Origin of the sequence: Tritonibacter scottomollicae (assembly GCF_003003215.1) — a bacterium.
Lineage (GTDB): Bacteria > Pseudomonadota > Alphaproteobacteria > Rhodobacterales > Rhodobacteraceae > Epibacterium > Epibacterium scottomollicae.
Map to the genome: position 1 here is coordinate 196,367 of NZ_PVUF01000001.1, position 22,743 is coordinate 219,109.

Here is a 22,743-nt window from a genome sequence, read left to right on the forward strand (position 1 = left end):
GGCAGCGCGCCTCAGGGCCATCGAGGCCCTTCGGCGCGCGTCGCGGCGGTGCCGCTCTGGGCGCAGTGCTGCGAGCGAATTTGAAAAACATGATTGATGAAAGAGAAAGATATTTTGCCCCATACGATTGAAGTCATCGGCCCGCTGGACCCGAAGGTATTGGCCCGTGCGATGCAAAAATGCCGACGCTTTGGTCCCAAAACCTCTACTTATTGGTTGAGTTATGTCGTTTCATTGTTGCTTGGGGGGATGGTCTGCACAGGGGGAATTGTCTTAGCATTTATCGTATTAAGACTTGGGGGCGCATCGCCTCACCAGCAAGGGGTTTGGGAACCTTTTCTCGGGACTGTTTTGGCTATAGCAGTTCTATACAGCGTCAAAATTCTGAGACGGCGTGACATGGCAGAGCAATTCCTGAGTACGCCGATTTTGCGTACTTTGCAGCGGTTTGATCTCTCGGCTAATGGGCTTGAGCTGGCGTCGCAATTGGGGCTGTCTCGCTTTGACTGGAGCGCTGTGGACCGGGTGCTTGAGGACCAAAGCTATCTCTTCTGTTTCCTTGGGCCGAGTGTGATTGTCATACCAACGGGCACTCTTTCTACTGACCAGCGCGCAATGCTTCTGAAGGATATCGCCGTATGGCGAAAACAGGAGGGTACAGCATGACCCAGCCACTCGGAGTGATCCTTGCAGGCGGCCTCGCTACCCGGATGGGCGGTGGTGACAAGGGGCTTTTGTCCCTTGGAGGCCGGAGTCTGCTCAGTCATGTGATTGATCGGCTGGCGCCGCAGGTTGCGGGGCTGGCGCTGAACGCCAATGGCGATGCGGCACGGTTCGAGGGTCTTGGCCTGCCGGTGATTGCCGACAGTATCGACGGTTTTGCCGGACCCTTGGCGGGGGTGCTTGCTGGCCTCGATTGGGCGGCGGAGGAGGGCGCGGATGCGATTGTCACAGCTGCAGCCGACACGCCGTTCTTTCCCACCGATCTGGTGGCGCGGCTGGTTGCGGCCTCAGACGGGCAGGCGCATCCGCTGGTGCTTGCCACCACCCCCAAGAGCGGCGCGGAGGTGTTGAAGTCCGGTGGCAAGGGCCGCGTGAACCGTCACCCCACCTTTGGCCTCTGGCCGGTGGCCTTGCGTGATGATCTGCGTGCGGCGCTGCAGGGCGGCCTGCGCAAGGTGGTTTTGTGGACCGATCAGCACAATGGCCGCGAGGCGTTGTTCGAGGCGGAGCCGTTCGATCCCTTCTTCAACGTCAACACGCCCGAGGATCTGGCTCAGGCCGAAAATCTGGCGCAGACAGGGGCGCGGTTGTGATGAAACTCTACGGTGTCACCGGCTGGAAGAACAACGGCAAGACCGGCTTGATGGAGCGGTTGGTGGCGGAGTTCACGGCGCGCGGCCTGACGGTTTCCACCCTCAAACACGCCCATCACGCCACGGATGTAGACCAGCCTGGCACCGACAGCTTTCGCCATCGCACGGCAGGCGCGGCGGAGGTGGTGCTGGCCTCGCCGAACCGCGTTGCCATCATGCAGGAGCTGCGCGGCGCGGCTGAGCCGTCGCTGACCGAGTTGCTGGCCCGCATGCGCCCGGTCGATCTGATCCTGATCGAAGGCTTCAAGCGCGAGCCCCACCCGAAGATCGAGGCGCATCGCACCGAGGCTGGAAAGCCGCTGATTGCGCCGGATGATCCGACCATCCGCGCGGTGGCCTCCGACACGCCGCTGACGCTGGATCGCCCAGTGTTTGATCTGGACGACACCAAGGGGGTTGCCGACTTCATCGCTGTGGAGCTGGGCCTCTGACTCCCTTTGACACCTTTGCCATGGTGGATTGGTCCGGCGGCAATGACACCGGCGCCCGCCCGCGCAAGGATGCGATCTGGGCCTGTGTGGTGCGGCAGGGCGTAGCAGAGGATCCGATCTATCTGCGCAATCGCGCCCGGGCCGAGGACTGGCTGGCGACGCTGACTGAGGGTGAGCTGACCGCCGGGCGCAGGCTGGCGCTGGGGTTTGATTTTCCCTTCGGGTATCCAGCGGGCTTTGCGGAGGAGTTGACCGGCAGACCGGAGCCGCTCGCCCTGTGGCGCTGGTTTGCAGAGCGTGTCGAGGATGCGCCAACCGGCAACAATCGCTTTGATATTGCAGGCATGCTGAATGAACGCTGGGGTGGCAACGGGCCATTCTGGGGGAACGGGCTGAAGCGCGACATAACCGGGTTGCCGCGTCGCAAGACCTTCTATCATAACCCTTTTCCTGATCGCCGGCAGGTGGAGCATCGCGCCAAGGGCAGTTTTACCTGCTGGCAGATGTCCGGTGCGGGCTCCGTCGGCGGGCAGGTGATGATGGGGCTGCCGGTGCTGCATCGCCTCCGCGCGCGGTTTGCGCCCCATATGGCGGCCTGGCCGTTCGAGCCACTGGACGCACCGGTGGCGCTGTTGGAGATCTGGCCGACACTGGTGGCAGGACCGGCACCGGAGGGCTGGATCAAGGATGCCTGGCAAGTGCACCGCGTCGCACTGGACCTCGCCTCCCGCCCTGTGGCAGACCTGAGGCAGATGTTGACCGTGACCGCCCCTATCGCATTGGAAGAGGGCTGGATTCTCGGCGTGGAGCCTGACCGATGACCCTAACCCCGCCCCCTCTCAGCAACGACTGCTTCGCCCTGCCGCAGGGGGTGGATTGGACGCCGGTCGATGACGCGCTGGCGTTGTTGCGCGACCGGCTGGGTCCGGTGACCGGGGCAGAGCGCGTGGCCTTGGCCGAGGCGCTGGGGCGGGTGCTGGCAGAAGACGCGGTGGCGCTGCGCTCCAACCCGCCGCAGCCGAATACGGCGGTGGATGGCTACGGGTTTGCCGGTGAGCGAGACGAAGGCGCACATATGCTGCCGTTGATCGCGGGACGCGCGGCGGCGGGGGGGCCGTTCGACGGTGTGGTGCCAGAGGGCCAGGCGATCCGTATCTTGACCGGCGCGGCCTTGCCCGAGGGGGTCGATACCGTGATCCTCGAGGAAGATGTGCGCACGGATGGGGAGCAGATCGCCTTCAACGGGCCGCTCAAACGGGGCGCCAATACGCGCAAGGCCGGCGAAGACGTGACGGCGGGCGATGTGATCCTACCCATGGGCCGGGTGGTGACGCCGGCGGATCTGGCGCTGGCCTCGGCCACCGGGCTGTCACAGCTTTTGGTGCGCAAACCCTTGTGTGTGGCCGTGGTGTCCACCGGAGATGAGCTGGTCGAGCCGGGGCAGCAGGCGGGGCTGGGTCAGATCTATGACGCCAACCGACCGATGCTGCTGGCACTGATGCGGCAGTTCGGGTTTGAGGCCGTCGACATGGGCCGCATCGCCGATGACCGCGAGGCCCTGCGCTCGGCGCTGGATGATGCGGCGTTGCGAGCGGATGTCATCCTGACCAGTGGCGGTGCCTCGGCGGGGGATGAGGATCATGTTTCGGCCCTGTTGCGGGATGCAGGCGCGATGCAGGAATGGCGTATCGCGCTCAAGCCGGGCCGTCCGCTGGCACTTGGCATGTGGGATGGCACGCCGGTCTTCGGCCTGCCGGGCAACCCGGTGGCCGCACTGGTCTGCACGCTGGTCTTTGCTCGCCCGGCGATGGGGCTGATGGCAGGTGCGGGCTGGGCTGCGCCGCAGGGCTTTGACGTGCCTGCCGGATTTGCCAAGCGCAAGAAGCCGGGGCGGCGTGAGTATCTGCGGGCGCGGATGCGGGACGGGCAGGCAGAGGTGTTCAAGTCCGAGGGCTCCGGCCGCATTTCAGGCCTCAGCTGGGCCGAGGGGCTGGTGGAATTGCCCGACGGTGCGGCAGAGATTGCTCCGGGTGACCCGGTGCGGTTCATCCCTTACGCAAGCTTTGGCATGGGCTGAGGCTTGGCCGCTGGGGCGGGGAGGCTCCCGCCGAGCGCGGCGGCATCACAGATGCCACCACCCCCGTTTGGGCCCGGCAGCGCGCCTTGCAGGCGCGCTGCGGGTGGTGAGACAGGCGAGGTTATCGATCACCTGTCCTGAGGTGTTTCACGCGCCCGAAGGGCGCGCGGCCCAACGGGAGGGACGGCATTTTCAATGCAGGTCCGACGGGCGGGAGCCCTCCCCCCTATCCGGGGTCCGAGTGCCCTCCACGGTGGGGTCACAAGCCGCGGGCAAACACGTCGTTCTGATAGGCTTGATCGTCGATGCGGAAATCACTTATCCCGATCCGGCTGAACCCTTGCGCCAGATAAAAGGCGATCGCCGGGGTGTTCTCGGAGTTGGTGCTCAGCCAAAGGGAGGAAGCGCCGTCCTCTCGTGCAGCCTCCACACCGGCGTGAAGCAACGCACGGCCAAGACCTCTGCCGTGGTGGCGCGGCTGGACGTAGAGCGTGGCGACCTCGGTCTGGTGATCTCCCGCCACCGGATCAGGACTGTCCCGCAAAAGACGGATGTAGCCGTCGATGCCCTCCCGGTTCTGCGACACGATCAGCGTCTGGCGCTCGTCCTTGATCCGGTCCAGCATGCGTGCAGCTGTGAAGTCCGCCAGCACATGGTCGGCAAAATGGGCCGAGATGCCCTGACGCAGGTAGGTGCCGATCCAGACCTCGAGCGACAGGGCCGCGAGGCTGGAGGCATCCGATGCCTTGGCCCGGCGCAGGCTGGGCTCCGTCACGGCGCATGCCTCTGAAGGGAAACCCCCAGCCACGGCCCGGTTCAGTCGAAGGTGCCCGCCACCCGGCCCAGCAGCATGAAGGCGCGGGCGGTGCGGGTGTCGCTCAGTGCAGAAATTTCCGCATCCGTGGCCTCGGCCTCGAAGCGGGTGAACATCTGGTCGAAGCAGCGCAGGAAGTGATGGGCACTGTCACGAAACAGTGGATCCTGCTTCATCCGCGCCGACGAAAGCGCCAGCGAGGAGCGGTCACGCACGCCTCCAAGGGCGGCGACCGCGCGACCACGGGCGCCATTGGCGAACTGGCGCCAGATATCGGGACGGGCCCGATCCGGGCGCAGGTCATCCATATAGATGCCCTCCTGGCTCAGCAGCGTCAGCACGTCCTGGGCCGCGCGGATTACCTGTGCGGTATTCCGGTCCTTCAGCGCCAGACGCAGCGACACAAACCCTTCTTCATCCTCCGCCGATTCCGGGAAGTTGAGGGCGCGCACAAAGTGCTCATTCGAGAGCGGCGGCGACAGGTCTTCGGCCGAGGTGCCCAATTCGAGCGAGCCCTGTTCCGTCACGGCCTCCATCGCCTTTGACGGGATGGCCAGGCGCGTCGGCGCGCCACGGGTGGACTGAAAGGTGGCCAGCACCGTTTCCGTCTTGCGTGCAGTTTCTGCGATCTCGTCCAGCTTTTTGGTGACCGAGGGTTCTGTCACGACCGCCGCGGCCTGCGTGTGTGCCAGATACATGTGGCGCAGACTTGAGATCGCCCCGTGCAGACGCTCGGTCTCCTCACGCATGCTCCGGGCAGAGCGCAGGGCAATGGCGGCCACCAGCAGCATCAGCACCGGCAACATCACCGCCAGAATGCGCACCAGTGGCGCATTCCACTCGGTCGCGAGAGCCATCTCCGGGGCCATGAGGTAGACGGCCCCGACCACCAGCAGCCACAATACGCCAAGCGCCATCGCAACAACTTCGGCCAGACCCAGCGACATGCGCGGGCTGCTTTCCAGTTCCGGCAATGCCAAACCGGACTGCCCGTTGGCGGCCGGCTGGTCCTTTTGACTGACGTCGCTGGTCATTGTCTGCCCGCTCTGTTGCTTTGGAATGCCTGGCGTTGTCTCAGGCGTAGTCGATCTTGAGGATTTCGTAGGACCGCACTCCGCCGGGCGTGCGCACATCCACACTGTCGCCTTCTTCCTTGCCGATCAAGGCGCGCGCGATGGGGGACTTCACGTTCAGCAGGCCGGCCTCGATGTTGGCTTCATGCTCGCCGACGATCTGCCAGGTCTTTTCCTCGTCGGTATCTTCATCGACCAAGGTGACGCTTGCGCCGAATTTGATCGCGCCGGACAGCTTGGCCGGGTTGATGACATCGGCGAGCGACAGCACGCCTTCAAGTTCCTTGATGCGGCCCTCGATGAAGGACTGCTTTTCGCGCGCGGAGTGATATTCGGCGTTTTCCGACAGATCCCCAAGTTCACGAGCTTCGGCAATGGCTTGGATGATAGCGGGGCGTTCCACGCTCTTGAGGGTTTTCAGCTCCGTTTCGAGGGCCTGAAAGCCCGCAGGCGTCATCGGGATCTTTTCCATGGTCTTGTCCGCTTTCGTGGTTCGTTCTTTTATTGTTTCATGTCTTATGAACGCCGCCGCCCCGCCGCAAGGAGCAGCGGGGCGAACCGTCGTGTTGGCAAATACCTGACCCAATCGCGGACGCAATTGCAAGGGGGGCTGCAATCCTTGTGCAGGGTTTTGCTGGCTGTTGCGGGTGTTTAACGCAGCCATGCCGCGCGCAAGGGCAGCGGGGCGGACAGGCTGGGCTGACGCGGGTGATGTGTACGATGGCGTCGACCGGGGCCGAAATCACGTAGCCCGCGTGGACCCTGGGCGGCCAGAAACAGCAGATCAATCATATTGAACGAGCTCATATTCCACCCCCTCCTCGTCGTGAAAGTAGAACCGCCGTCCCGGTTCGTAGTCGCCATGGTTCATGGGCGCATATCCAGCCTCCTTTACGGCGACCTCTGCGGCATCAAGATCATCGACGATCACGGCCAGATGGTTCAATGCGCCCTTGGTGGAATAGGGTCTTGGGGGGGGGCGTCAGCTCTTCGGCGGGGGAGTAAAGCGCGAGGTAGCTGGACTTTGATCCCACATGCACGGTGTAGCCGCCGTTCAGTGCCGGGCCCTGCCAGCGGATATGCCATCCGAAGATTTTCTCCATCCATGCGGCGGTCTTGTGCGGATCACTCACACAGAGATTCGCGTGTTCGAGCGTTGCGGTCATGGCTGTGGTTCCTTTCGATTTTGCTTGCCTGTGACCTTGGTAATTTCTAAACCTAACTTTAGCTCAAGATATTTTTTTGACCGACGCACAATTTTTTCCGCTCGGGTTTCGCTGCGCGGCGAGGGCGACACGACGCGACAAGACAGGAGGCACATATGCCCGCATCACATGGACTGTCGATCGGATATCTGGCGGAGCGCACCGGCCTCGCGGTCTCGGCGATCCGCTACTACGAGGCGCAGGGCCTGCTGGAACCCTGGCGCAATGCCGGCGGCCAGCGCCGGTTCCACCGCGCCGACATAAGGCGGCTGAGCTTCATCATGATCGCACAGAAATTCGGCTTCACCCTGCCGGAGATCCGCGAGCAGCTGCAGAGCCTGCCCAACAAGCGCACCCCGACCAAGGACGACTGGTCGCGTCTGTCGGCCGGGTTCCGCACCCATCTGGACGCGCGAATCGCAACCCTTGAGAAACTGCGGGATGATCTGGATGGTTGCATCGGCTGCGGTTGCCTGTCGCTGCCCACCTGCGCGCTCTACAATGCGGAGGATAAAGCCGCAAAAAACGGGCAGGGACCGCGTTATCTGATGGGGGATCGGCCCGAAACTTGACACTCCTGTCGATTAACGCCGTTATTTGCGCTTCGGGTGACGAAATCCGGCGCGCCCTATGTCGCATTTCCGGGTCTTTCAGGGATCCTACGTAGGGTATGGATTGACCTCTCCATGCTGCAACCGCTAAGCAACCGCGCAAGAATGTTGCGCCCAACCGCCAGCGCATGCCGCATGCGCCCACCAGCCAAGGACCAGACGCGCGGGTCCGTACGATAGCCAAGGAGCACCTCGAATGGCCGAGATTGAACGCGAAGCAATGGAATACGACGTTGTGATCGTCGGGGCCGGTCCCGCCGGTCTGTCGGCCGCGATCCGTCTAAAGCAACTCGACGCCGATCTGGACGTCGTGGTGCTGGAGAAGGGATCCGAGGTCGGCGCGCATATCCTGTCCGGCGCGGTTCTGGACCCCTGCGGTCTGGACGCGCTGATGCCCGACTGGAAGGAAAAGGGCGCGCCGCTGAATGTCGCCGTCAAGGACGACAATTTCTACATGCTGGGCGAAGCGGGCCAGATCCGCATCCCCAACGCGCCGATGCCGCCGTTGATGAACAACCACGGCAACTACATCGTCTCCATGGGCAATGTCTGCCGCTGGATGGCGGAACAGGCCGAGGAGCTGGGCGTCGAGATTTTCCCCGGCATGGCCTGCTCCGAGCTGGTCTATGGCGACAAGGGCGAAGTCAAAGGCGTGGTCGCCGGGGTCTTTGGCCTTGAGGAAGACGGCTCTTACGGCCCCAACACCGAGCCAGGCATGGAGCTGCACGGCAAATACGTCTTCCTGTCCGAGGGCGTGCGCGGGTCGCTCTCCAAGGAAGTGATCGCCAAATACGGTCTGGCCGATGGCAAGGAAGTGCAGAAATACGGCCTCGGCATGAAGGAAATCTGGGAGATCGATCCCGCCAAGCACAAGGAAGGCTCCGTCACCCACACCATGGGCTGGCCGCTGAATTCCAACGCGGGCGGTGGGTCCTTCATCTATCACCTTGATAACAATCAGGTCTATGTGGGCTTCGTGGTGCACCTCAACTACAAGAACCCGCATCTCTACCCCTACATGGAGTTCCAGCGCTTCAAACATCACCCGATGGTGGCGGAGCTTCTGAAGGGCGGCAAGCGGGTGGCCTACGGCGCCCGCGCCATCACCGAGGGCGGCTATCAGTCGATGCCGAAGCTGACCTTCCCGGGCGGCGCGCTGTTGGGCTGTGCTGCTGGCATGGTCAACGTGCCGCGCATCAAGGGCAATCACAACGCCATGCTCTCGGGCAAGGCGGCTGCGGAGTCCGCTTATGCGGCGATCCAGGCGGGCCGCGCCTCGGACGAGCTGACCGGCTACGAGGACGACGTGCGCGACGGCCCCATCGGCAAGGACCTGAAGATGGTTCGCAACGTCAAGCCGATGTGGTCCAAATGGGGCCTCACCGCCTCGCTGGCGCTGGGTGGCTTCGACATGTGGACCAACAACCTCTTTGGCCTGTCTCTCTTTGGCACCCTGGGTCATGGCAAGAACGATGCCGAGGCGACGGAACCGGCCGAGAAGCACAAGACCATCGACTACCCGAAACCGGATGGCGTGTTGTCCTTTGACCGGCTGACCAACGTGTCCTTCGCGGCGACCAACCACGAAGAAAGCCAGCCCTGCCACCTGCATCTGGGCAACAAGGACACGCCGATCTCCGTGAACCTGCCCAAATACGACGAACCGGCGCAGCGCTACTGCCCGGCGGGTGTCTATGAAGTGGTCGAAAAGGAGGGCAAGGCAGAGTTCGTGATTAACTTCCAGAACTGTGTCCACTGCAAGACCTGCGACATCAAGGATCCGAGCCAGAACATCAACTGGACCACGCCACAGGGTGGCGACGGGCCGAACTACCCGAATATGTGACGGGCAGATTTGCCATGATGATCGTTTTGATGGGGCGGCCTGCGGGTCGCCCCATTGCGCATTGAGAATCCGGGGTCTACGCTCGCCTCCAGTTTTCTTGTGATCATGCTGGGGAGGCCCCTTCGTGCCAGTATCCTATCTTCGTTCCCTGACCTGCGCAGCGGCGCTTCTTCTGACCACGGGCCCGATGGCCGTGGCGGACGGGCTGGCTGGGTCCTATCTGGCCGGGCGGGCGGCGACTTACGATAGCGACTTTGCCGCTTCGGCCAAATATTACACACGTGCGCTGGTCCGCGATCCGCAGAACGTCACGCTGATGGAAAACCTCGTCTACGCACAATTGGCGCTGGGGGATGTGAAATCCGCACTGCCGGTGGCGCAGCGGATGTGGGGCGCAGGCGTGCGCAGCCAGGTGGCCAATATCGTCATGGCGGGCAATCTCGCCCTGCAGGACGACTACGATGGGCTACTGGCCCGCGATTCCGAACAATTTGAAATCAGCCCGCTGGTCGATGGGCTGCTGGACGCATGGGCCTATATGGGCCAAGGGGCGGTTTCGCAGGCGCTGGAGCAGTTCGACGCGGTCGCAAAGCAAGATGGGCTGCGCTTCTTTGCCATGTATCACAAGGCCTTGGCGCTGGCCTCCGTCGGCGATTACGAGGGTGCGGAAGACCTCTTTGCTGCCAACGAGGGCCAACTGGGCCGGTCATCTCGCCGGGCCGCGATCGCGCGCGTGCAGGTGCTGTCGCAGCTGGGGCGCAGCGAACAGGCGCTGGAGGTGCTCGTCGAGAGTTTCGGCGAAGGGTTCGATCCGGCGCTGAGCGATCTGGCCGACCGATTGGCTGCCGGAGAGACTGCAGCGTTCTCCATCGCCCCAACACCGCGCGATGGTATGGCAGAGGTCTTCTTCAGCCTCGGTCAGGCCCTGTCGGGCGAGGCGGCCAATGACTACGTGCTGATGTATGCGCGGATGGCCGCGACCCTTAGCCCGGCGCATGTGGACGCCATTCTGCTCAGCGCCGGTCTGCTGGATCAGATGGGACGCTACGAGCTGTCCATTGCCACCTACAAACAGGTGCCGCGTGATCATCCCGATTTCCACGCCGCCGAACTGGGCCGTGCCGAGGCCCTGCGCCGATCCGCCAACCCGCAGGCCGCGGCCGAAGTGCTGGAGCAGCTGGTGCGCGACTTTCCGCAGCACATCGCGGTGCATATCGACCTCGGCGATCTGATGCGCCAGCAGGAAGATTATGCCGGTGCAGTCAAAGCATATGATCGTGCGCTGGAGCTTAGCCCGGAGGGGGCGAACAATCGCTGGTTCCTGCTCTATGCGCGCGCCATCTGCCACGAACGTCTCAAGAATTGGGATGCGGCAGAAGCCGACTTCCGCGCCGCGCTGGAGATCGACCCGGACCAGCCGCAGGTGCTCAATTACCTCGGCTATTCGCTGGTGGAGCGGCAGGAGAATCTCGACGAGGCGCTGTCGATGATCGAACGCGCCGTCGCCGCACGTCCAGATAGCGGCTACATCGTCGACAGTCTCGGGTGGGTGCTTTACCGGCTTGGCGACTATGAGGCGGCAGTTGGTCACCTGGAGCGCGCGGTGGAGCTGATGCCGGTGGACCCTGTGGTGAATGACCATTTGGGCGATGTCTATTGGGCCGTTGGGCGCAAGCTGGAGGCAGAGTTTCAGTGGAAGCGCGCGCTGTCCTTCGTCGACCCCGATGACGCGGATGCCGAGGCCGATCCAGAGCGCATCCGGCGCAAGCTGGATGTCGGTCTGGACGTGGTGCTGGCCGAAGAGGGGGCCAAGCCCCTGCAGGTCGCCAATGACGACAGCTGAGGTCTTTGCCCCGGCCAAGATCAACCTGACCCTGCATGTGACCGGTCGCCGCGCGGACGGGTATCATCTGCTCGACAGTCTTGTGGCATTTGCCAATGTCGGCGACCGGTTGCGGCTGACCTCCGGCGCGGATTTATCGCTGTCTGTCACCGGACTGTTTGCCAGGGGCGTGCCAGAAGACGGGCGCAATCTGGTCTGGCGTGCGGCTGAAGGGGCGGGTTGGCGCGGCCAGATTGATCTGGAGAAGAACCTGCCGCATGGGGCCGGAATTGGCGGCGGCTCATCCGATGCCGCGGCGCTGCTAACTGCGCTGCAGGAGCAGGGGGTGCCTGTGCCGCCAGACTTGCCGCTGTCTTTAGGCGCGGATGTGCCTGTGTGCATGGCAGCACGTGCTGCGCGCATGCAAGGCATCGGTGAGGAGATCACCCCCGTGCCCCTGCCGAAGCTGCCAGCATTGTTGGTCAATCCTGGTGTCGAGGTGCCGACAGGCGCTGTCTTCTCGGCGCTGGAAAAGCGTGAAAGTACCGCCATGCCCGCCGATATGCCGCTGTTCGACGGTGTCGAGGATTGCGCCGAATGGTTGGCGGCGCAGCGCAACGATCTGGAGCCTGCCGCCCTCATCGTCGCCCCGCTGATTGAGCGGGCCCTGGGGGATTTGCGCAGCTCGCGCGATGCGTTGATGGCGCGGATGTCGGGCTCTGGTGCGACCTGTTTCGCGCTCTACCCAAGCCTGAAGGCCGCGCATTTCGCTGCCTATGAGATCGGCGCAGAGCATCCCGACTGGTGGTGCGTGGCCACGGAGCTCGGATAATTTCCAACGACATCCCCTGCCGCACAGAGCGCGGGGATGTCTGGCTGATCGGCCGCTCGGATCAATGCAGCCGCGACACCACGTAATCGGCCAGATCAATCAGCATCGTGCGGATCGGGTGCTCTGGCAGGGCTGTCAGTGCGGTCTTTGCCTTTTCGGCCCAGGCGACGGCATCCACGCGAGTAGCCTCCAGCGTGGCATATTTCGCCATCAGCTCCAGCGCGTGTTCCAGGTCGCCGTCCTGCTGGCGTCCCTTGGCGATGGTGCGCTCCCAGAAGGCGCGCTCCTCATCCGTGGCCTGCGCGATCGCCTTGATCACCGGAAGGGTCAGCTTGCGCTCGCGGAAATCATCGCCGACATTCTTGCCAGTCTTCGCAGCATCACCCTGATAATCCAGCAGGTCATCGGCAATCTGGAAGGCGATCCCCAGCGCATCACCATAGTCGAACAGCGCCTGCACCTGCGGCTCGGGCGCGCCTGCGATGACACCGCCCACTTCGGTCGCGGCGGAGAACAGCGCCGCCGTCTTCCCACGCACCACCTGCAGATAGATGTCTTCGGTGGTGCCCAGATCGGTGGCCGCCGTCATCTGCAGCACTTCGCCCTCGGCAATCGTGGCCGAGGCATTGGCGAGGATATCCAGCACCCGCAACGATCCGGTATCCACCATCAGCTGGAAGCTGCGGGCAAAGAGGTAATCCCCAACCAGGACCGAGCTTTTGTTGTCCCACAGCAGGTTGGCGGTGGGCCGCCCCCGACGCTGCGCGCTCTCGTCGACCACATCATCATGCAGCAGCGTCGCGGTATGAATGAACTCGACCGTTGCTGCCAGTTTCAGATGGTGATCGCCCTCATAGCCACACATCCGCGCCGCCGCCAACGTCAGCATCGGGCGTAGACGCTTGCCGCCGGCCTCGACCAGATGCGCGGTCACCTCGGGGATGCGGGGCGCATGTTTCGACGCCATCCGCTCGCGGATCAGCAGGTTCACGGCGTCCAGCTCCTCGGCGAGGGTGGCTGCCAGCATTTCATGGGGTTTCTGCGTCATCACCTGGTTCATCACATTCCCGACTGATAGGCTCGACAAGACCCCGGTCTTGCCCTTAGATCCATGATATGAAGGAACTTTTGCGCAGCACAGACCCTACGGTCATCGCCTTTGCCTCCGCTCTTCTCGACGGAGAGGGTATAGACTGCTTTGAAATGGACGTAAATATGAGCGTGCTCGAGGGCGGCATAGGAATTTTCCCCCGCCGCCTGTTGGTGCATCCCGATGATTTGGAGGATGCGCAGGTGGTGATGCGCGACAATGATCTGCCGGTGTCCGACCGTGGCTGATGCGGTTGGGTTTACCGACGCGGAGCTGAGTACGGACGGTTTTCTCGGCGGAAAAATCACGCTTTTACAACCCCGATCCGGGTATCGCGCGGGGGTGGACCCGGTGTTTCTGGCCGCCGCGGTCAATGCCCGGGCAGGGCAGCGGGTTCTGGAGCTTGGCTGTGGCGCTGGTCAGGCGCTGCTGTGTCTGGGCGCGCGGGTGCCCGATCTGGCGCTCTGCGGGGTGGAGCTGCAGGCGCCTTATGCGGATCTTGCGCGTCGAAATGCCGCCGCCAACGCGGCGTCAGCCCGCATCTGGACCGCCGATCTGACTGCGCTTCCGGCAGAGCTGCGCCAGCAGAGCTTTGACCATGTGATTGCCAATCCGCCCTATTATCGCGCCGGGGCTCATAGCCCTGCCCAGGATGCAGGTCGGCGCACGGCACTTGGCGAAGGCACCCCGCTGGATCTCTGGTTCGAGACGGCGGCGCGGCGGCTGGCCCCCCGAGGGTACCTGCATATGATTCAGCGGGCAGATCGCCTGCCCGACATGATCGCGGCCGCGCGCGGGCGGCTTGGCTCCCTCGAGGTCTTGCCCTTGGCCCCGCGTGTCGGGCGCGCGGCTGAGTTGGTGATCCTGCGGGCCCGCAAGGGCGGACGAGGTGACTTCTGCCTCCATCCCCCGCTGATCCTGCATGAGGGTGCGGCGCATGAACGGGACGGCGAGGACTACAGTGCGCCGGTGCGCGCGATTCTACGCTCCGCAGCGGAGCTGCCTTGGCCCGGCAGCTGATACGGTGGCCGTGGAACAAGGTGGTCGTGACAATTTGCGCTGGTGTTGTGGTCGGCATGTGAGAATTCGGACAGGACCTGCCTAATCGCCCGCCGGTATAGGCGGGAACTAGCCAAAAGTTACAAATTGTCCAAAAGAACCATGCCGAATTGTGCGCCTGCAGCGTGACAGGTTGAAAGAAGCATGCTCCAATCCCCATGTAGATTACTCAAGCTTTGTAGAAGGAGGAATGACATGAGCCTCAGCTCGCATCTCAACCAACTGAAGAAGAAGCACGAGCATCTGAGCTTTGAAGTAGAACGAGCAGAGAAATCCCCGGCCACCGACCGAATGCACATCAAATCCCTTAAAAAGGAAAAGCTGCGCCTGAAGGATGAGATCGAACGCCTCCATCACGCCTGATGGCAAAAGCGGCGCGGGGGCGACTGCACGTCCAGCACCGTCCCCGGCGCCAAGTCCCGTAAGCCCTCCGTGGTTTAACGCGATCCAGGGGCAAAATCTGACCCCGAGACAGCCAAGGCCCTGCAATCCGCAGGGCCTTTATTTATTTCAAAAGTTGGAAACTGCTGCCGGCCTACCGCAATGTGCGATTTATCGGTGGCTTCACGCGCGCGGTGCCCGATGCGCGTGCGGCCAGCAATGCACCGCCGGTGATCAGCGCTGTTGCCAGTGCCAACCCCCATGAGGGGGGCGCGATCCCTGCAGCGACCAGAATCAAGGTCGACAAAAGAGGCGCCGCGTAGGAGCTGGTCCCCAACATTTGAATGTCCCCCTGCTTGACCCCGATGTCCCAGACATAAAACGCTAGGCCGACGGGGCCGAGGCCGAGCAACAAAGCAGAGGTCCAGCCAAGCGCGCCAATGGGCCATACGGTGTCTTCCAGCAGCAGGTGCAGCAGTCCGGAGGCGATCGCGCTCAGAAGGCAGAACACCGCGACAGATGCGGTCGGGGCGCTGCCCAGCAAGCGAGAGCCGACAGAATAGCTCGACCAAAACACCGCACAAAGCAAGGCGAGGCCGTAGCCTGGCAGGTGTTGCGCTTGAAAGCCGACGCCGCCGCCCGTGATGATGCAGGCCGCCCCGGCAAACCCCAATAGCGCGCCGACAGAATGCCCCAGGCGCAACCGCTCACCCGGAAGGAGGCCGGAAAACAGCACGATCAGCAGCGGCCAGAGATAGGCGATCAGACCGGCCTCCGCAGCCGGTGCCGCGCGCAGGGCAGAGAAGTAGAGCGCGTGGTACCCGAACACCCCGATGGAGCCAAAGGCATAGACCCGCAGTGGCACCCGGCGCAGCTGCGCCCAGCTGCCGGTCACTTGCACCCAGATCAACCCGATAACACCGCCAATGGTGAAACAGATCGTGTTCAGCAGCAGCGGTGGCGTCGGGCTGGACCCCACAGTCAACAGCGCCAGAAGCGCCCAGAGCAGGACGGCGACAAAGCCGATGGCGGTGGCGCGAGTGCGGGACATTTTAAGTCAGAGATCCTTGGCGGGGATGATGTCGAAATCGTCCCACATATGCGCAGTTTTCTCAATTTCTGCAAAGAACCATTCGCGAAAGGCTTTGATCTGTGGGCGGTCCTTGGTGCTTGGCAAACACAGGAAACGGAAACGCGCATCGGTTTCGATGGCGACCTTGAAGGGCGCCACGAGGCGACCTTCTTGTACGTCCTTGATGATCATCGGGCGTCGTCCCAGCGCCACGCCCAGACCGGCGCAGGCCGCATCAATGGCATGATCGGCGTTGGAAAAATGCGTGCCGGGGCCGGGGGTGAACTCCCATCCAACGGCGCGGAACCACGTCGGCCAATCGCAGGGCGGGGTGAGAAAACTGATGCTGTCATCGTAAATCAGCGGCGCGTTGCGCAGGCTGTCCGGGGTGGGGTATTGCGCAAAAAGCTCTGGCGTCATCACCGGCGTCAGCCATTCGGCGCGGGCCTCCTGCGAGACCAGTCCCTCGTCATCGCCATAGCCGAATCGAATTGCGACATCGACACTGTCACGCCGCAGATCGACCCTCCGCAGGCCGGCTGACAGGCGCAGGTCGATCTCCGGATGGCTTCGGGCAAATTCATAGAGCCGCGGTGCCAGCCATTTTGCCGTCAACGCAGGCCCCGCCGTCACCGTGAGCGAGGTGGTGTCCAGCACACGCCGGGCCTGCTGCCAGGCTGCGCCCAACGCCCGAAACCCCTCATCCGCGCCCGGCGCCAACGCGGTTCCGGCCTCCGTCAGCTCCACCGCGCGATTCAGGCGGCGAAACAAGGGCGCCCCCAAGTGCTCTTCCAGCGACTTGATCTGAAACGACAGGGCGGCCGGTGTGACATTCAATTCGTCCGCCGCCTTGGCAAAGGACATATGTCGCGCCGCAGCATCAAAGGCGCGCAAAGCGGTGAGTGGGGGCAGGTTGCTGGACATGTATCACTCAAGAATAGTTTAACTGAAGGTCTCAAAACTCTCGTTTGTCGTCAATGATGCAAATGCGCATATTGGTGTCACAACAGAGACGCTAAACCGAAAGGTGGCCAGGATGATTGAATATGCTGCAACAACCGAAGTGAAACAGGGCATGGCCCGGGCTCACGAAGCGCGTGCGCAGGTCCTGCGTGACGCGATCTCATGGATCTTTGCTCGCCGCCGGACTTCGGCCCCGGGCATCCGGGTTTCCCGCTGGGCCTGAGCGCGCGCGAGCTCAACGCAGGCACTTACGGGATGAGATAAGGGCCGGCTCGAGGTGAGCCGGCCCTTGTTGTACTTAGTTTCGTCAAAACCCGTCGTCAGGAGAAGAACTGACCGCCGTTCGCCGAGATGGTGGAGCCGTTGATGAACGATGCCTCGTCCGAGGCGAGGAAACCCACGCAGCGGGCGATTTCTTCGGGCTCACCCAGACGCCCGGTGGGGATCTGGCCGATGATCGCGTCGCGCACCTTTTCCGGCACCGCCATCACCATTTCGGTGGCGATATAGCCCGGGCAGACTGCATTGGCGGTGATGCCCTTGGCCGCACCTTCCTGTGCCAGCGATTTCACGATGCCGAGGTCCCCGGCCTTGGTTGCGGCATAGTTCACCTGTGCGAACTGGCCCTTCTGACCGTTGATGGATGAGATCACGATCACCCGGCCAAAGCCGCGCTCTCGCATCCCCGGCCAAACGGGATGTACGGTGTTGAATACCCCGGTCAGGTTGGTGTCGATCACCTGCTGCCATTGCTCGGGCTGCATCTTGTGAAACGGTGCGTCGCGGGTGATGCCTGCGTTGGCGACCACGATATCGATGGGGCCAAGATCGGCCTCGACCTGCTGAATCCCGGCCTTACTCTCCTCATAGCTGGCCACGTTCCACTTGTAGGTCTTGATTCCGGTTTCTTCGGTGAACTGCGCAGCCGCTGCGTCATTGCCGGCATAGGTCGCGGCAACATTGCAGCCCTGTGCCTTGAGCGCTTTGGAAATTGCGGCGCCGATACCGCGTGATCCGCCGGTAACAAGGGCAATACGAGCCATATGAGAGTTCCTCCAACTTCTTTACTTCACTTGTAATCTTATTGCACGCGAGGTGATTGCGCGGCAATAAAATTTCACCACCAACATGCTGCATCATCCTGATGCCGCACGCTGGCCGATGAGGTAACACTAAACCGGAGATTGTAACGTGAGAACGAAAAAGAAAAGGGCGCCCGAAAGCGCCCCAAGTCTTGCTGATATTCTAGTCACTTAATCTGCGTTGTCCCGGGTTCAGGGCCGTTCCACACACATAGCGACGCCCATGCCGCCACCGATGCAGAGCGTGGCAAGACCCTTCTTGGCGCCGCGGCGCTTCATCTCGAACAGCAGCGTGTTCAGTACGCGACACCCGGATGCGCCGATCGGGTGGCCGATGGCGATGGCGCCGCCGTTCACATTGACGATCTCGGGGTTCCAGCCCATGTCCTTGTTGACCGCACAGGCCTGCGCCGCGAAGGCCTCGTTGGCCTCGACCAGATCCAGATCATCCACGGACCAGCCGGCTTTATCCAGCGCCTTGCGGGAGGCGTAGATCGGCCCCACACCCATGATCGACGGGTCCAGGCCGGCGGTGGCATAAGAAGCGATACGGGCCAGCGGCTCGATGCCACGCTTTTCGGCCTCATCAGCGCTCATCAGCAGGGTGGCGGCGGCACCGTCGTTGAGGCCGGAGGCATTGGCTGCGGTCACCGAGCCGTCCTTGGTGAAGGCGGGGCGCAGTTTCTGCATTGCGGCCATGGTGGCGCCGTGGCGGATGTATTCGTCCTGATCCACGGTGATGTCGCCCTTGCGGTGCTTGACGACAAAGGCGGCGATCTCATCGGCGAATTTGCCGGCCTTCTGCGCCGCTTCGGCTTTGTTCTGCGAGGCCACGGCGAATTCATCCTGCATATCGCGGGAGATCTGCCATTTTGCGGCGACGTTCTCGGCGGTCTGGCCCATGTGGTAGCCGTTGAACGCATCCCACAAGCCGTCGCGGATCATCGTGTCGATATACTGCATGTCGCCCATCTTGTGACCGGCGCGCAGGTTGGCGGCATGGGGGCTGAGGGTCATGTTTTCCTGACCACCTGCGGCGACGATTGACGCATCACCAAGCTGGATGTGCTGGGCCCCGAGTGCGACGGCGCGCAGGCCGGAGCCGCAGACCTGGTTGATGCTCCAGGCGGCGCTTTCCTGCGGCAGGCCAGCGTTGATATGGGCCTGGCGGGCAGGGTTCTGCCCTTGGGCGGCAGTCAGCACCTGGCCGAGGATGGTTTCCGAGACCTCGGATTTGTCGATGCCGGCGCGGGCCACCACGGCCTCCAGCACGGCGGCGCCCAGATCGTGGGCGGGCGTGTTGGCGAACGCGCCGCCAAAGCTGCCGACGGCGGTGCGCGCGGCGGATGCGATTACTACGTTGGTCATTCGGTCAGTCCTCTGCATGTTCTGCGGAAACGCCGACGCGGTGGGGTGCTTAAGCGTCACCCGGCTTGTGCGACGTCTCCTCCCTTCCGCCATGGAATAGCCCAACCGTGCACTTGCAGCAACTGTTCCGAGTGCGGCTGCGTAACACCCGCGCAAAAAGGCGGCGTTGCACGGCATGGGCTGTGATGGTGCAGACACCGCCCCCAGACGGCACAGACAGCTGGTCGCATAGGGTGCAGATCAGGGACGCCTTAGACCCATCCTGAAAAACAGAATGGGTCTGACGCGTTCAGGGCAAGCGTCGCGAATCGGTGCTTCGGGTGACCTCAGGCGCGGGCGCGCGCGTCGTTTTCCGCCTGCCACGGTGGGGTGATCGACGGAGCACCATAGAGGAAGCCTTGCAAGCAATCGGCACCCGCCTCGATCAGGAATTCGGCGTCCTCTTGCCGTTCGACGGATTCGGCAACGATGAACATGTCGAACTGCTTGGCGATTGCGATCAGGGCGCGGATCACGGCCTGATTGTCGTGGTTTGCATGAACGCCCCGGACAAACTGCCCGTCGATCTTCACCGCATCGAAGAAGAACTCGCGAAAATGTCCGATTGCCGTGGTGCCGGCGCCAAAATTATCCAGTGCAAAGGCAATGCCGTGTTGCTGCATCTGGTCCATGAAGTCGATCACCAGCTCTGGTGCCGCCATTGCGGAGGCTTCGGAAATCTCCAGCACCAGCCGTTCGCCAAGGAATTCGCTGTTTTCGAGAAAGCGTTCCAGTACCTTGTTCCATTGGCTGTAGCCGATGGAACGGGCGGACATATTGACGGACATGCGCACGTTGGGATTGCGCTGCAGTACCCGGAGGCTCTGCTCCAGTGCCAGACAGTCGAGCTTGCGCCCCAACTCGCGCTCTTCGATCACGCTCATGAATTCCCGTGCCGGGATAATACGGCCCGTGGCGTCCATCACACGGATGTAGCCCTCGTAGAAGGCGATCATGTCTGTCGCGTGGCTTTGTACAATGGGCTGATAGGCCAGAAGGGTCTGGTCGTGTTTGACCGCCTCCGCCACCATGTCCACGACGTTGCGATCCCGGGCCACTACGGCTGCAGAGAGCGGGTTTTCCGCCCCTTCCGGGATGTCGGTTTTCCAGAAATGCCTTTTCTTCACCTTCAAAACCCCATCGGTTTGCGGCGACCGGGCGGTTGTGGACGCCGATCGAGTTGTCCAATGACCCTACAATCTTCCAAAAGAGTTGCATGGGGATTAAGAACGGCATTTTATCTAGCTGCCCTCCCGCAGGACGAGAGGGCAGGTCAGTTGCAGTCAGGAGCCTGCCACCAATGCACCGATCACGGCGCGGGCACTGTCGGAATTCCAGTCCGCTTCGCCCCGCAACCGGGCGATTTCATTCCCTTCTGGGTCCAGAATGACGGTGATCGGCAGGCCCAGCACCGCCATGTCGCGGGCTACGGCGCCCTTGGGGTCCTGATGGCGCGGCAGGTTGGTCACGCCGATCTCGTCAAAGAACTTCTTGATGCCGGCGGGATTGTTCCGACCCGTCGCCAGCGTCAGAACTTCGAAAGTGTCGCCGCCGAATTCGTCCTGCAGGGCCGAGAGCATCGGCATTTCCTTGCGACAGGGCGGGCACCAGGTGGCCCAGAAGTTCACCAGCACATATTTGCCTTCATAGTCAGACAGATGCGCCTGACCGGCATCATCTGCCAGCTCGAAAGCCGCATCAGAGGCCGGTTTGGCCTCACTGTGGAAAACCAATTTCTGCATGTCGCCCTCGCGCAGGGCCTCGACGGTGCTCAGATCGGCGGCGAAGGCGGCATTTGCACCGAGGGCAAGGGCCATATAAAGGGAAAGCTGACGAACAAGACGCATAGTATCTCCAGGGTTGGGCCATGACAGACAAGACCTCGAACCAGATGTGGGGCGGCCGCTTTGCCGCCGGACCGGACGCGATCATGGAGGCGATCAACGCCTCGATCGGGTTCGACCAGCGCATGGCAGCACAGGACATCGCGGGCTCTCGGGCTCATGCGGCGATGCTCGCCGCGGCCGGTGTGATTACGGATAATGATGCCGAGGCGATCCGTGAAGGCCTGCTCACCGTTTTGTCAGAGATTGAAAGCGGTCAGTTCCAGTTCTCCACCGCGCTGGAAGACATCCACATGAACGTGGAATCGCGCCTGAAGGAGATCATCGGCGAACCGGCGGGCCGTCTGCACACGGGCCGCTCGCGCAACGATCAGGTGGCGACTGACTTCAAACTCTGGGTGCGCGACCAGCTGGACGCCGCCGCCAAGGGGCTTGAGGCGCTGATCGCCGCGCTGGTCGACCAGGCCGAGGCGGGTGCCGACTGGGTGATGCCGGGCTTCACCCACCTGCAGGTTGCACAGCCGGTGACCTGGGGCCACCACATGATGGCTTATGTCGAGATGTTTGGCCGTGATCTGTCCCGTGTCCGCGATGCGCGCGCCCGGATGAACGAATCGCCGCTTGGCTCTGCCGCGCTCGCCGGGACCTCCTTTCCGATCGACCGCGACATGACCGCCAACGCCTTGGGCTTTGACCGCCCCACCGCCAACTCGCTGGATGCCGTGTCGGATCGCGATTTCGCGCTGGAGTTCCTGTCCGTCGCCTCGATTTGCGCCATGCACCTCAGCCGTTTTGCCGAGGAGCTGGTGATCTGGTCGTCGGCCCAGTTCCGTTTTGTGACCCTGTCGGACCGCTTCTCCACCGGTTCCTCGATCATGCCGCAGAAGAAGAACCCCGACGCCGCCGAGCTGATCCGCGCCAAGGTGGGCCGGATCTTTGGCGCAAACACCGCGCTGATGATGGTGATGAAGGGGCTGCCGCTGGCCTATTCCAAGGACATGCAGGAAGACAAGGAACAGGTCTTTGATGCCGCCGACAACTGGATGCTGGCGCTGGCGGCGATGCAGGGCATGGTCAAGGACATGAGCGCCAACCGCGACAGCCTCGCGGCGGCGGCTGGTTCCGGCTTCTCCACCGCCACCGATCTGGCGGATTGGATGGTGCGGGTGCTCAAGGTGCCGTTCCGCGATGCCCACCATGTGACCGGCGCGCTGGTGGCGATGGCCGAGTCGCGCGGCGTGGATCTGCCAGATCTCAGCCTTGAGGACATGAAAAGCGTGCATGACGGCATCACCGAGGATATCTTTACCGTGTTGGGTGTGGAGAATTCGGTGAATTCGCGCACGTCCTACGGGGGCACCGCGCCCATTGAAGTGCGCGCGCAGGTCGCCCGCTGGAAAGAGATCCTGGGCTGAGGCCCGCCTTTAGGAGACCCCTATGACCCGTGTTCTGATTGCTCTCGGTCTTGTTCTGTCGCTCACCGCCTGCGGTGTGGACGGCGAACCCGTGCGCCCGAGCCTGAATGCGGGTCTCGGGATCTCTGGCAGCGGCGTCCATCTGGGCGGCGCGGTGGGGGTCAGCAAAGGCCCCGTTTCCGTGAGTATCGGCCTATGACCCGCACTGCATTGATCCTGTGTCTGGCCGTTGTGGCGGGCTGCGATTACTCTGGCGCGCCCCTGAAAGAACGCTCAGAGCCAACAGAGCCGGGCATTCATATCTCGGGCGAAGCCCGCGTGGGCGTTGTTCTGGGCGACTGAC

Annotated in this window: 26 protein-coding genes and 1 pseudogene; 15 read left to right on the plus strand and 12 right to left on the minus strand. The window is 62.8% G+C overall.

The genetic code is table 11. The features are described from left to right. Positions 1–96 precede the first annotated feature (96 nt). The 5 genes from CLV89_RS00990 to CLV89_RS01010 are packed head-to-tail and all read left to right on the plus strand — an operon-like array spanning position 97 to position 3,884. A complete protein-coding gene (locus CLV89_RS00990; protein ID WP_106161636.1) occupies positions 97–666 on the plus strand; it encodes a YcxB family protein in 570 nt (189 codons plus the stop codon). After that, complete coding sequence (gene mobA / locus CLV89_RS00995; RefSeq protein WP_106161638.1) at positions 663–1,316, plus strand: molybdenum cofactor guanylyltransferase MobA; 654 nt, start codon at positions 663–665, stop codon at positions 1,314–1,316. The genes CLV89_RS00990 and mobA overlap by 4 nt, the downstream gene beginning before the upstream one ends. Next, positions 1,316–1,807 carry a molybdopterin-guanine dinucleotide biosynthesis protein B gene (gene mobB, locus CLV89_RS01000; RefSeq protein WP_106161640.1) on the plus strand — a complete coding sequence of 164 codons (492 nt, stop codon included), beginning with the start codon at positions 1,316–1,318 and terminating at the stop codon, positions 1,805–1,807. The genes mobA and mobB overlap by 1 nt, the downstream gene beginning before the upstream one ends. 20 nt (positions 1,808–1,827) lie before the next feature. Continuing rightward, positions 1,828–2,628 (plus strand): molybdopterin guanine dinucleotide synthesis, encoded by an 801-nt coding sequence (locus CLV89_RS01005; RefSeq protein ID WP_207796864.1) that lies wholly within the window; start codon positions 1,828–1,830, stop codon positions 2,626–2,628. Further along, on the plus strand, positions 2,625–3,884 hold the full coding sequence (locus CLV89_RS01010; protein WP_106161644.1) for a molybdopterin-binding protein: 1,260 nt from the start codon (positions 2,625–2,627) through the stop codon (positions 3,882–3,884). Before CLV89_RS01005 ends, CLV89_RS01010 begins: the two co-directional genes overlap by 4 nt. A 259-nt stretch (positions 3,885–4,143) precedes the next feature. On the opposite strand, the gene CLV89_RS01015 is transcribed toward CLV89_RS01010, so the two are convergent. The 5 genes and pseudogenes from CLV89_RS01015 to CLV89_RS01030 form a co-directional block, all read right to left on the minus strand. Then, a complete protein-coding gene (locus CLV89_RS01015) occupies positions 4,144–4,659 on the minus strand; it encodes a GNAT family N-acetyltransferase (RefSeq protein ID WP_106161646.1) in 516 nt (171 codons plus the stop codon). Positions 4,660–4,700: 41 nt separating this feature from the next. Further along, positions 4,701–5,732: a hypothetical protein gene (locus CLV89_RS01020; RefSeq protein ID WP_106161648.1), complete on the minus strand. Its 1,032-nt coding sequence runs from the start codon at positions 5,730–5,732 to the stop codon at positions 4,701–4,703. Positions 5,733–5,772: 40 nt separating this feature from the next. Continuing rightward, positions 5,773–6,243, minus strand: a complete 471-nt coding sequence (gene greA / locus CLV89_RS01025) for a transcription elongation factor GreA (protein ID WP_106161650.1) — start codon at positions 6,241–6,243, stop codon at positions 5,773–5,775. A 179-nt stretch (positions 6,244–6,422) separates the two neighbouring features. Next, on the minus strand, positions 6,423–6,578 hold the full coding sequence (locus CLV89_RS22535; protein ID WP_165798071.1) for a hypothetical protein: 156 nt from the start codon (positions 6,576–6,578) through the stop codon (positions 6,423–6,425). Beyond that, positions 6,556–6,937: pseudogene (locus tag CLV89_RS01030) on the minus strand (VOC family protein). Before CLV89_RS01030 ends, CLV89_RS22535 begins: the two are co-directional and overlap by 23 nt. A 155-nt stretch (positions 6,938–7,092) precedes the next feature. Here CLV89_RS01030 and soxR point away from each other — a divergent pair. From soxR to CLV89_RS01050, 4 genes are all read left to right on the plus strand, one after another. Next, positions 7,093–7,548 carry a redox-sensitive transcriptional activator SoxR gene (soxR, locus tag CLV89_RS01035; RefSeq protein WP_106161652.1) on the plus strand — a complete coding sequence of 152 codons (456 nt, stop codon included), beginning with the start codon at positions 7,093–7,095 and terminating at the stop codon, positions 7,546–7,548. Between the two features lie 235 nt (positions 7,549–7,783). Further along, positions 7,784–9,433 (plus strand): electron transfer flavoprotein-ubiquinone oxidoreductase, encoded by a 1,650-nt coding sequence (locus CLV89_RS01040; RefSeq protein ID WP_106161654.1) that lies wholly within the window; start codon positions 7,784–7,786, stop codon positions 9,431–9,433. Between the two features lie 124 nt (positions 9,434–9,557). Beyond that, the gene (locus CLV89_RS01045) at positions 9,558–11,276 is read left to right on the plus strand and encodes a tetratricopeptide repeat protein (RefSeq protein ID WP_106161656.1); all 1,719 of its coding nucleotides are present in this window, start codon (positions 9,558–9,560) and stop codon (positions 11,274–11,276) included. Then, the gene (locus CLV89_RS01050) at positions 11,263–12,087 is read left to right on the plus strand and encodes a 4-(cytidine 5'-diphospho)-2-C-methyl-D-erythritol kinase (RefSeq protein ID WP_106161658.1); all 825 of its coding nucleotides are present in this window, start codon (positions 11,263–11,265) and stop codon (positions 12,085–12,087) included. The genes CLV89_RS01045 and CLV89_RS01050 overlap by 14 nt, the downstream gene beginning before the upstream one ends. Positions 12,088–12,148: 61 nt before the next feature. Here the strand turns inward: CLV89_RS01050 and CLV89_RS01055 are convergent, their stop codons facing one another. Beyond that, complete coding sequence (locus tag CLV89_RS01055; RefSeq protein WP_106161659.1) at positions 12,149–13,147, minus strand: polyprenyl synthetase family protein; 999 nt, start codon at positions 13,145–13,147, stop codon at positions 12,149–12,151. Positions 13,148–13,203: 56 nt separating this feature from the next. On the opposite strand from CLV89_RS01055, the gene CLV89_RS01060 reads away from it, so the two are divergent. The 3 genes from CLV89_RS01060 to CLV89_RS01070 all read left to right on the plus strand — a co-directional run bounded on the left by CLV89_RS01060 (position 13,204) and on the right by CLV89_RS01070 (position 14,599). Continuing rightward, entirely contained in the window at positions 13,204–13,425 is a 222-nt protein-coding gene (locus tag CLV89_RS01060) for a putative signal transducing protein (RefSeq protein ID WP_106161661.1), read from the plus strand. Then, the gene (locus CLV89_RS01065; protein ID WP_106161663.1) at positions 13,397–14,197 is read left to right on the plus strand and encodes a tRNA1(Val) (adenine(37)-N6)-methyltransferase; all 801 of its coding nucleotides are present in this window, start codon (positions 13,397–13,399) and stop codon (positions 14,195–14,197) included. The genes CLV89_RS01060 and CLV89_RS01065 overlap by 29 nt, the downstream gene beginning before the upstream one ends. A 234-nt stretch (positions 14,198–14,431) precedes the next feature. Next, a complete protein-coding gene (locus tag CLV89_RS01070; protein ID WP_106161665.1) occupies positions 14,432–14,599 on the plus strand; it encodes a YdcH family protein in 168 nt (55 codons plus the stop codon). A gap of 172 nt (positions 14,600–14,771) precedes the next feature. Here the strand turns inward: CLV89_RS01070 and yddG are convergent, their stop codons facing one another. The 6 genes from yddG to CLV89_RS01100 all read right to left on the minus strand — a co-directional run bounded on the left by yddG (position 14,772) and on the right by CLV89_RS01100 (position 20,988). Next, entirely contained in the window at positions 14,772–15,668 is an 897-nt protein-coding gene (yddG, locus tag CLV89_RS01075) for an aromatic amino acid exporter YddG (protein ID WP_106161667.1), read from the minus strand. Between the two features lie 6 nt (positions 15,669–15,674). Next, positions 15,675–16,613 carry a transcriptional regulator GcvA gene (locus CLV89_RS01080; RefSeq protein ID WP_106161669.1) on the minus strand — a complete coding sequence of 313 codons (939 nt, stop codon included), beginning with the start codon at positions 16,611–16,613 and terminating at the stop codon, positions 15,675–15,677. 359 nt (positions 16,614–16,972) lie between these two features. After that, a complete protein-coding gene (gene phbB, locus CLV89_RS01085; RefSeq protein WP_106161671.1) occupies positions 16,973–17,695 on the minus strand; it encodes an acetoacetyl-CoA reductase in 723 nt (240 codons plus the stop codon). A 231-nt stretch (positions 17,696–17,926) separates the two neighbouring features. Further along, a complete protein-coding gene (locus CLV89_RS01090; RefSeq protein WP_106161673.1) occupies positions 17,927–19,102 on the minus strand; it encodes an acetyl-CoA C-acetyltransferase in 1,176 nt (391 codons plus the stop codon). A 326-nt stretch (positions 19,103–19,428) separates the two neighbouring features. Further along, positions 19,429–20,268, minus strand: a complete 840-nt coding sequence (locus tag CLV89_RS01095; RefSeq protein WP_106162297.1) for an EAL domain-containing protein — start codon at positions 20,266–20,268, stop codon at positions 19,429–19,431. Positions 20,269–20,424: 156 nt separating this feature from the next. Next, the gene (locus CLV89_RS01100) at positions 20,425–20,988 is read right to left on the minus strand and encodes a TlpA family protein disulfide reductase (protein ID WP_106161675.1); all 564 of its coding nucleotides are present in this window, start codon (positions 20,986–20,988) and stop codon (positions 20,425–20,427) included. A gap of 20 nt (positions 20,989–21,008) precedes the next feature. Between CLV89_RS01100 and argH the strand changes: the two genes are divergently transcribed. From argH to CLV89_RS22545, 3 genes are read left to right on the plus strand one after another with little or no spacing between them, the layout of a single operon-like run. Further along, positions 21,009–22,400, plus strand: a complete 1,392-nt coding sequence (gene argH, locus CLV89_RS01105) for an argininosuccinate lyase (RefSeq protein WP_207796865.1) — start codon at positions 21,009–21,011, stop codon at positions 22,398–22,400. 22 nt (positions 22,401–22,422) lie between these two features. Further along, positions 22,423–22,599, plus strand: a complete 177-nt coding sequence (locus CLV89_RS22540) for a hypothetical protein (protein WP_165798072.1) — start codon at positions 22,423–22,425, stop codon at positions 22,597–22,599. Beyond that, the gene (locus CLV89_RS22545) at positions 22,596–22,742 is read left to right on the plus strand and encodes a hypothetical protein (RefSeq protein ID WP_165798073.1); all 147 of its coding nucleotides are present in this window, start codon (positions 22,596–22,598) and stop codon (positions 22,740–22,742) included. Before CLV89_RS22540 ends, CLV89_RS22545 begins: the two co-directional genes overlap by 4 nt. Position 22,743: the final 1 nt, after the last annotated feature.

What these genes read in the sequence shown, in the direction of transcription:
- CLV89_RS00990 (WP_106161636.1), top strand. Translation starts at nt 97, where the DNA reads ATGAAAGAGAAAGATATTTTGCCCCATACGATTGAAGTCATCGGCCCG.
- mobA (WP_106161638.1), top strand. Translation starts at nt 663, where the DNA reads ATGACCCAGCCACTCGGAGTGATCCTTGCAGGCGGCCTCGCTACCCGG.
- mobB (WP_106161640.1), top strand. Translation starts at nt 1,316, where the DNA reads ATGAAACTCTACGGTGTCACCGGCTGGAAGAACAACGGCAAGACCGGC.
- CLV89_RS01005 (WP_207796864.1), top strand. Translation starts at nt 1,828, where the DNA reads ATGGTGGATTGGTCCGGCGGCAATGACACCGGCGCCCGCCCGCGCAAG.
- CLV89_RS01010 (WP_106161644.1), top strand. Translation starts at nt 2,625, where the DNA reads ATGACCCTAACCCCGCCCCCTCTCAGCAACGACTGCTTCGCCCTGCCG.
- CLV89_RS01020 (WP_106161648.1), bottom strand. Translation starts at nt 5,732, where the DNA reads ATGACCAGCGACGTCAGTCAAAAGGACCAGCCGGCCGCCAACGGGCAG.
- greA (WP_106161650.1), bottom strand. Translation starts at nt 6,243, where the DNA reads ATGGAAAAGATCCCGATGACGCCTGCGGGCTTTCAGGCCCTCGAAACG.
- CLV89_RS22535 (WP_165798071.1), bottom strand. Translation starts at nt 6,578, where the DNA reads ATGAGCTCGTTCAATATGATTGATCTGCTGTTTCTGGCCGCCCAGGGT.
- soxR (WP_106161652.1), top strand. Translation starts at nt 7,093, where the DNA reads ATGCCCGCATCACATGGACTGTCGATCGGATATCTGGCGGAGCGCACC.
- CLV89_RS01040 (WP_106161654.1), top strand. Translation starts at nt 7,784, where the DNA reads ATGGCCGAGATTGAACGCGAAGCAATGGAATACGACGTTGTGATCGTC.
- CLV89_RS01050 (WP_106161658.1), top strand. Translation starts at nt 11,263, where the DNA reads ATGACGACAGCTGAGGTCTTTGCCCCGGCCAAGATCAACCTGACCCTG.
- CLV89_RS01055 (WP_106161659.1), bottom strand. Translation starts at nt 13,147, where the DNA reads ATGAACCAGGTGATGACGCAGAAACCCCATGAAATGCTGGCAGCCACC.
- CLV89_RS01060 (WP_106161661.1), top strand. Translation starts at nt 13,204, where the DNA reads ATGAAGGAACTTTTGCGCAGCACAGACCCTACGGTCATCGCCTTTGCC.
- CLV89_RS01065 (WP_106161663.1), top strand. Translation starts at nt 13,397, where the DNA reads ATGATCTGCCGGTGTCCGACCGTGGCTGATGCGGTTGGGTTTACCGAC.
- CLV89_RS01070 (WP_106161665.1), top strand. Translation starts at nt 14,432, where the DNA reads ATGAGCCTCAGCTCGCATCTCAACCAACTGAAGAAGAAGCACGAGCAT.
- yddG (WP_106161667.1), bottom strand. Translation starts at nt 15,668, where the DNA reads ATGTCCCGCACTCGCGCCACCGCCATCGGCTTTGTCGCCGTCCTGCTC.
- CLV89_RS01080 (WP_106161669.1), bottom strand. Translation starts at nt 16,613, where the DNA reads ATGTCCAGCAACCTGCCCCCACTCACCGCTTTGCGCGCCTTTGATGCT.
- phbB (WP_106161671.1), bottom strand. Translation starts at nt 17,695, where the DNA reads ATGGCTCGTATTGCCCTTGTTACCGGCGGATCACGCGGTATCGGCGCC.
- CLV89_RS01090 (WP_106161673.1), bottom strand. Translation starts at nt 19,102, where the DNA reads ATGACCAACGTAGTAATCGCATCCGCCGCGCGCACCGCCGTCGGCAGC.
- CLV89_RS01100 (WP_106161675.1), bottom strand. Translation starts at nt 20,988, where the DNA reads ATGCGTCTTGTTCGTCAGCTTTCCCTTTATATGGCCCTTGCCCTCGGT.
- argH (WP_207796865.1), top strand. Translation starts at nt 21,009, where the DNA reads ATGACAGACAAGACCTCGAACCAGATGTGGGGCGGCCGCTTTGCCGCC.
- CLV89_RS22540 (WP_165798072.1), top strand. Translation starts at nt 22,423, where the DNA reads ATGACCCGTGTTCTGATTGCTCTCGGTCTTGTTCTGTCGCTCACCGCC.
- CLV89_RS22545 (WP_165798073.1), top strand. Translation starts at nt 22,596, where the DNA reads ATGACCCGCACTGCATTGATCCTGTGTCTGGCCGTTGTGGCGGGCTGC.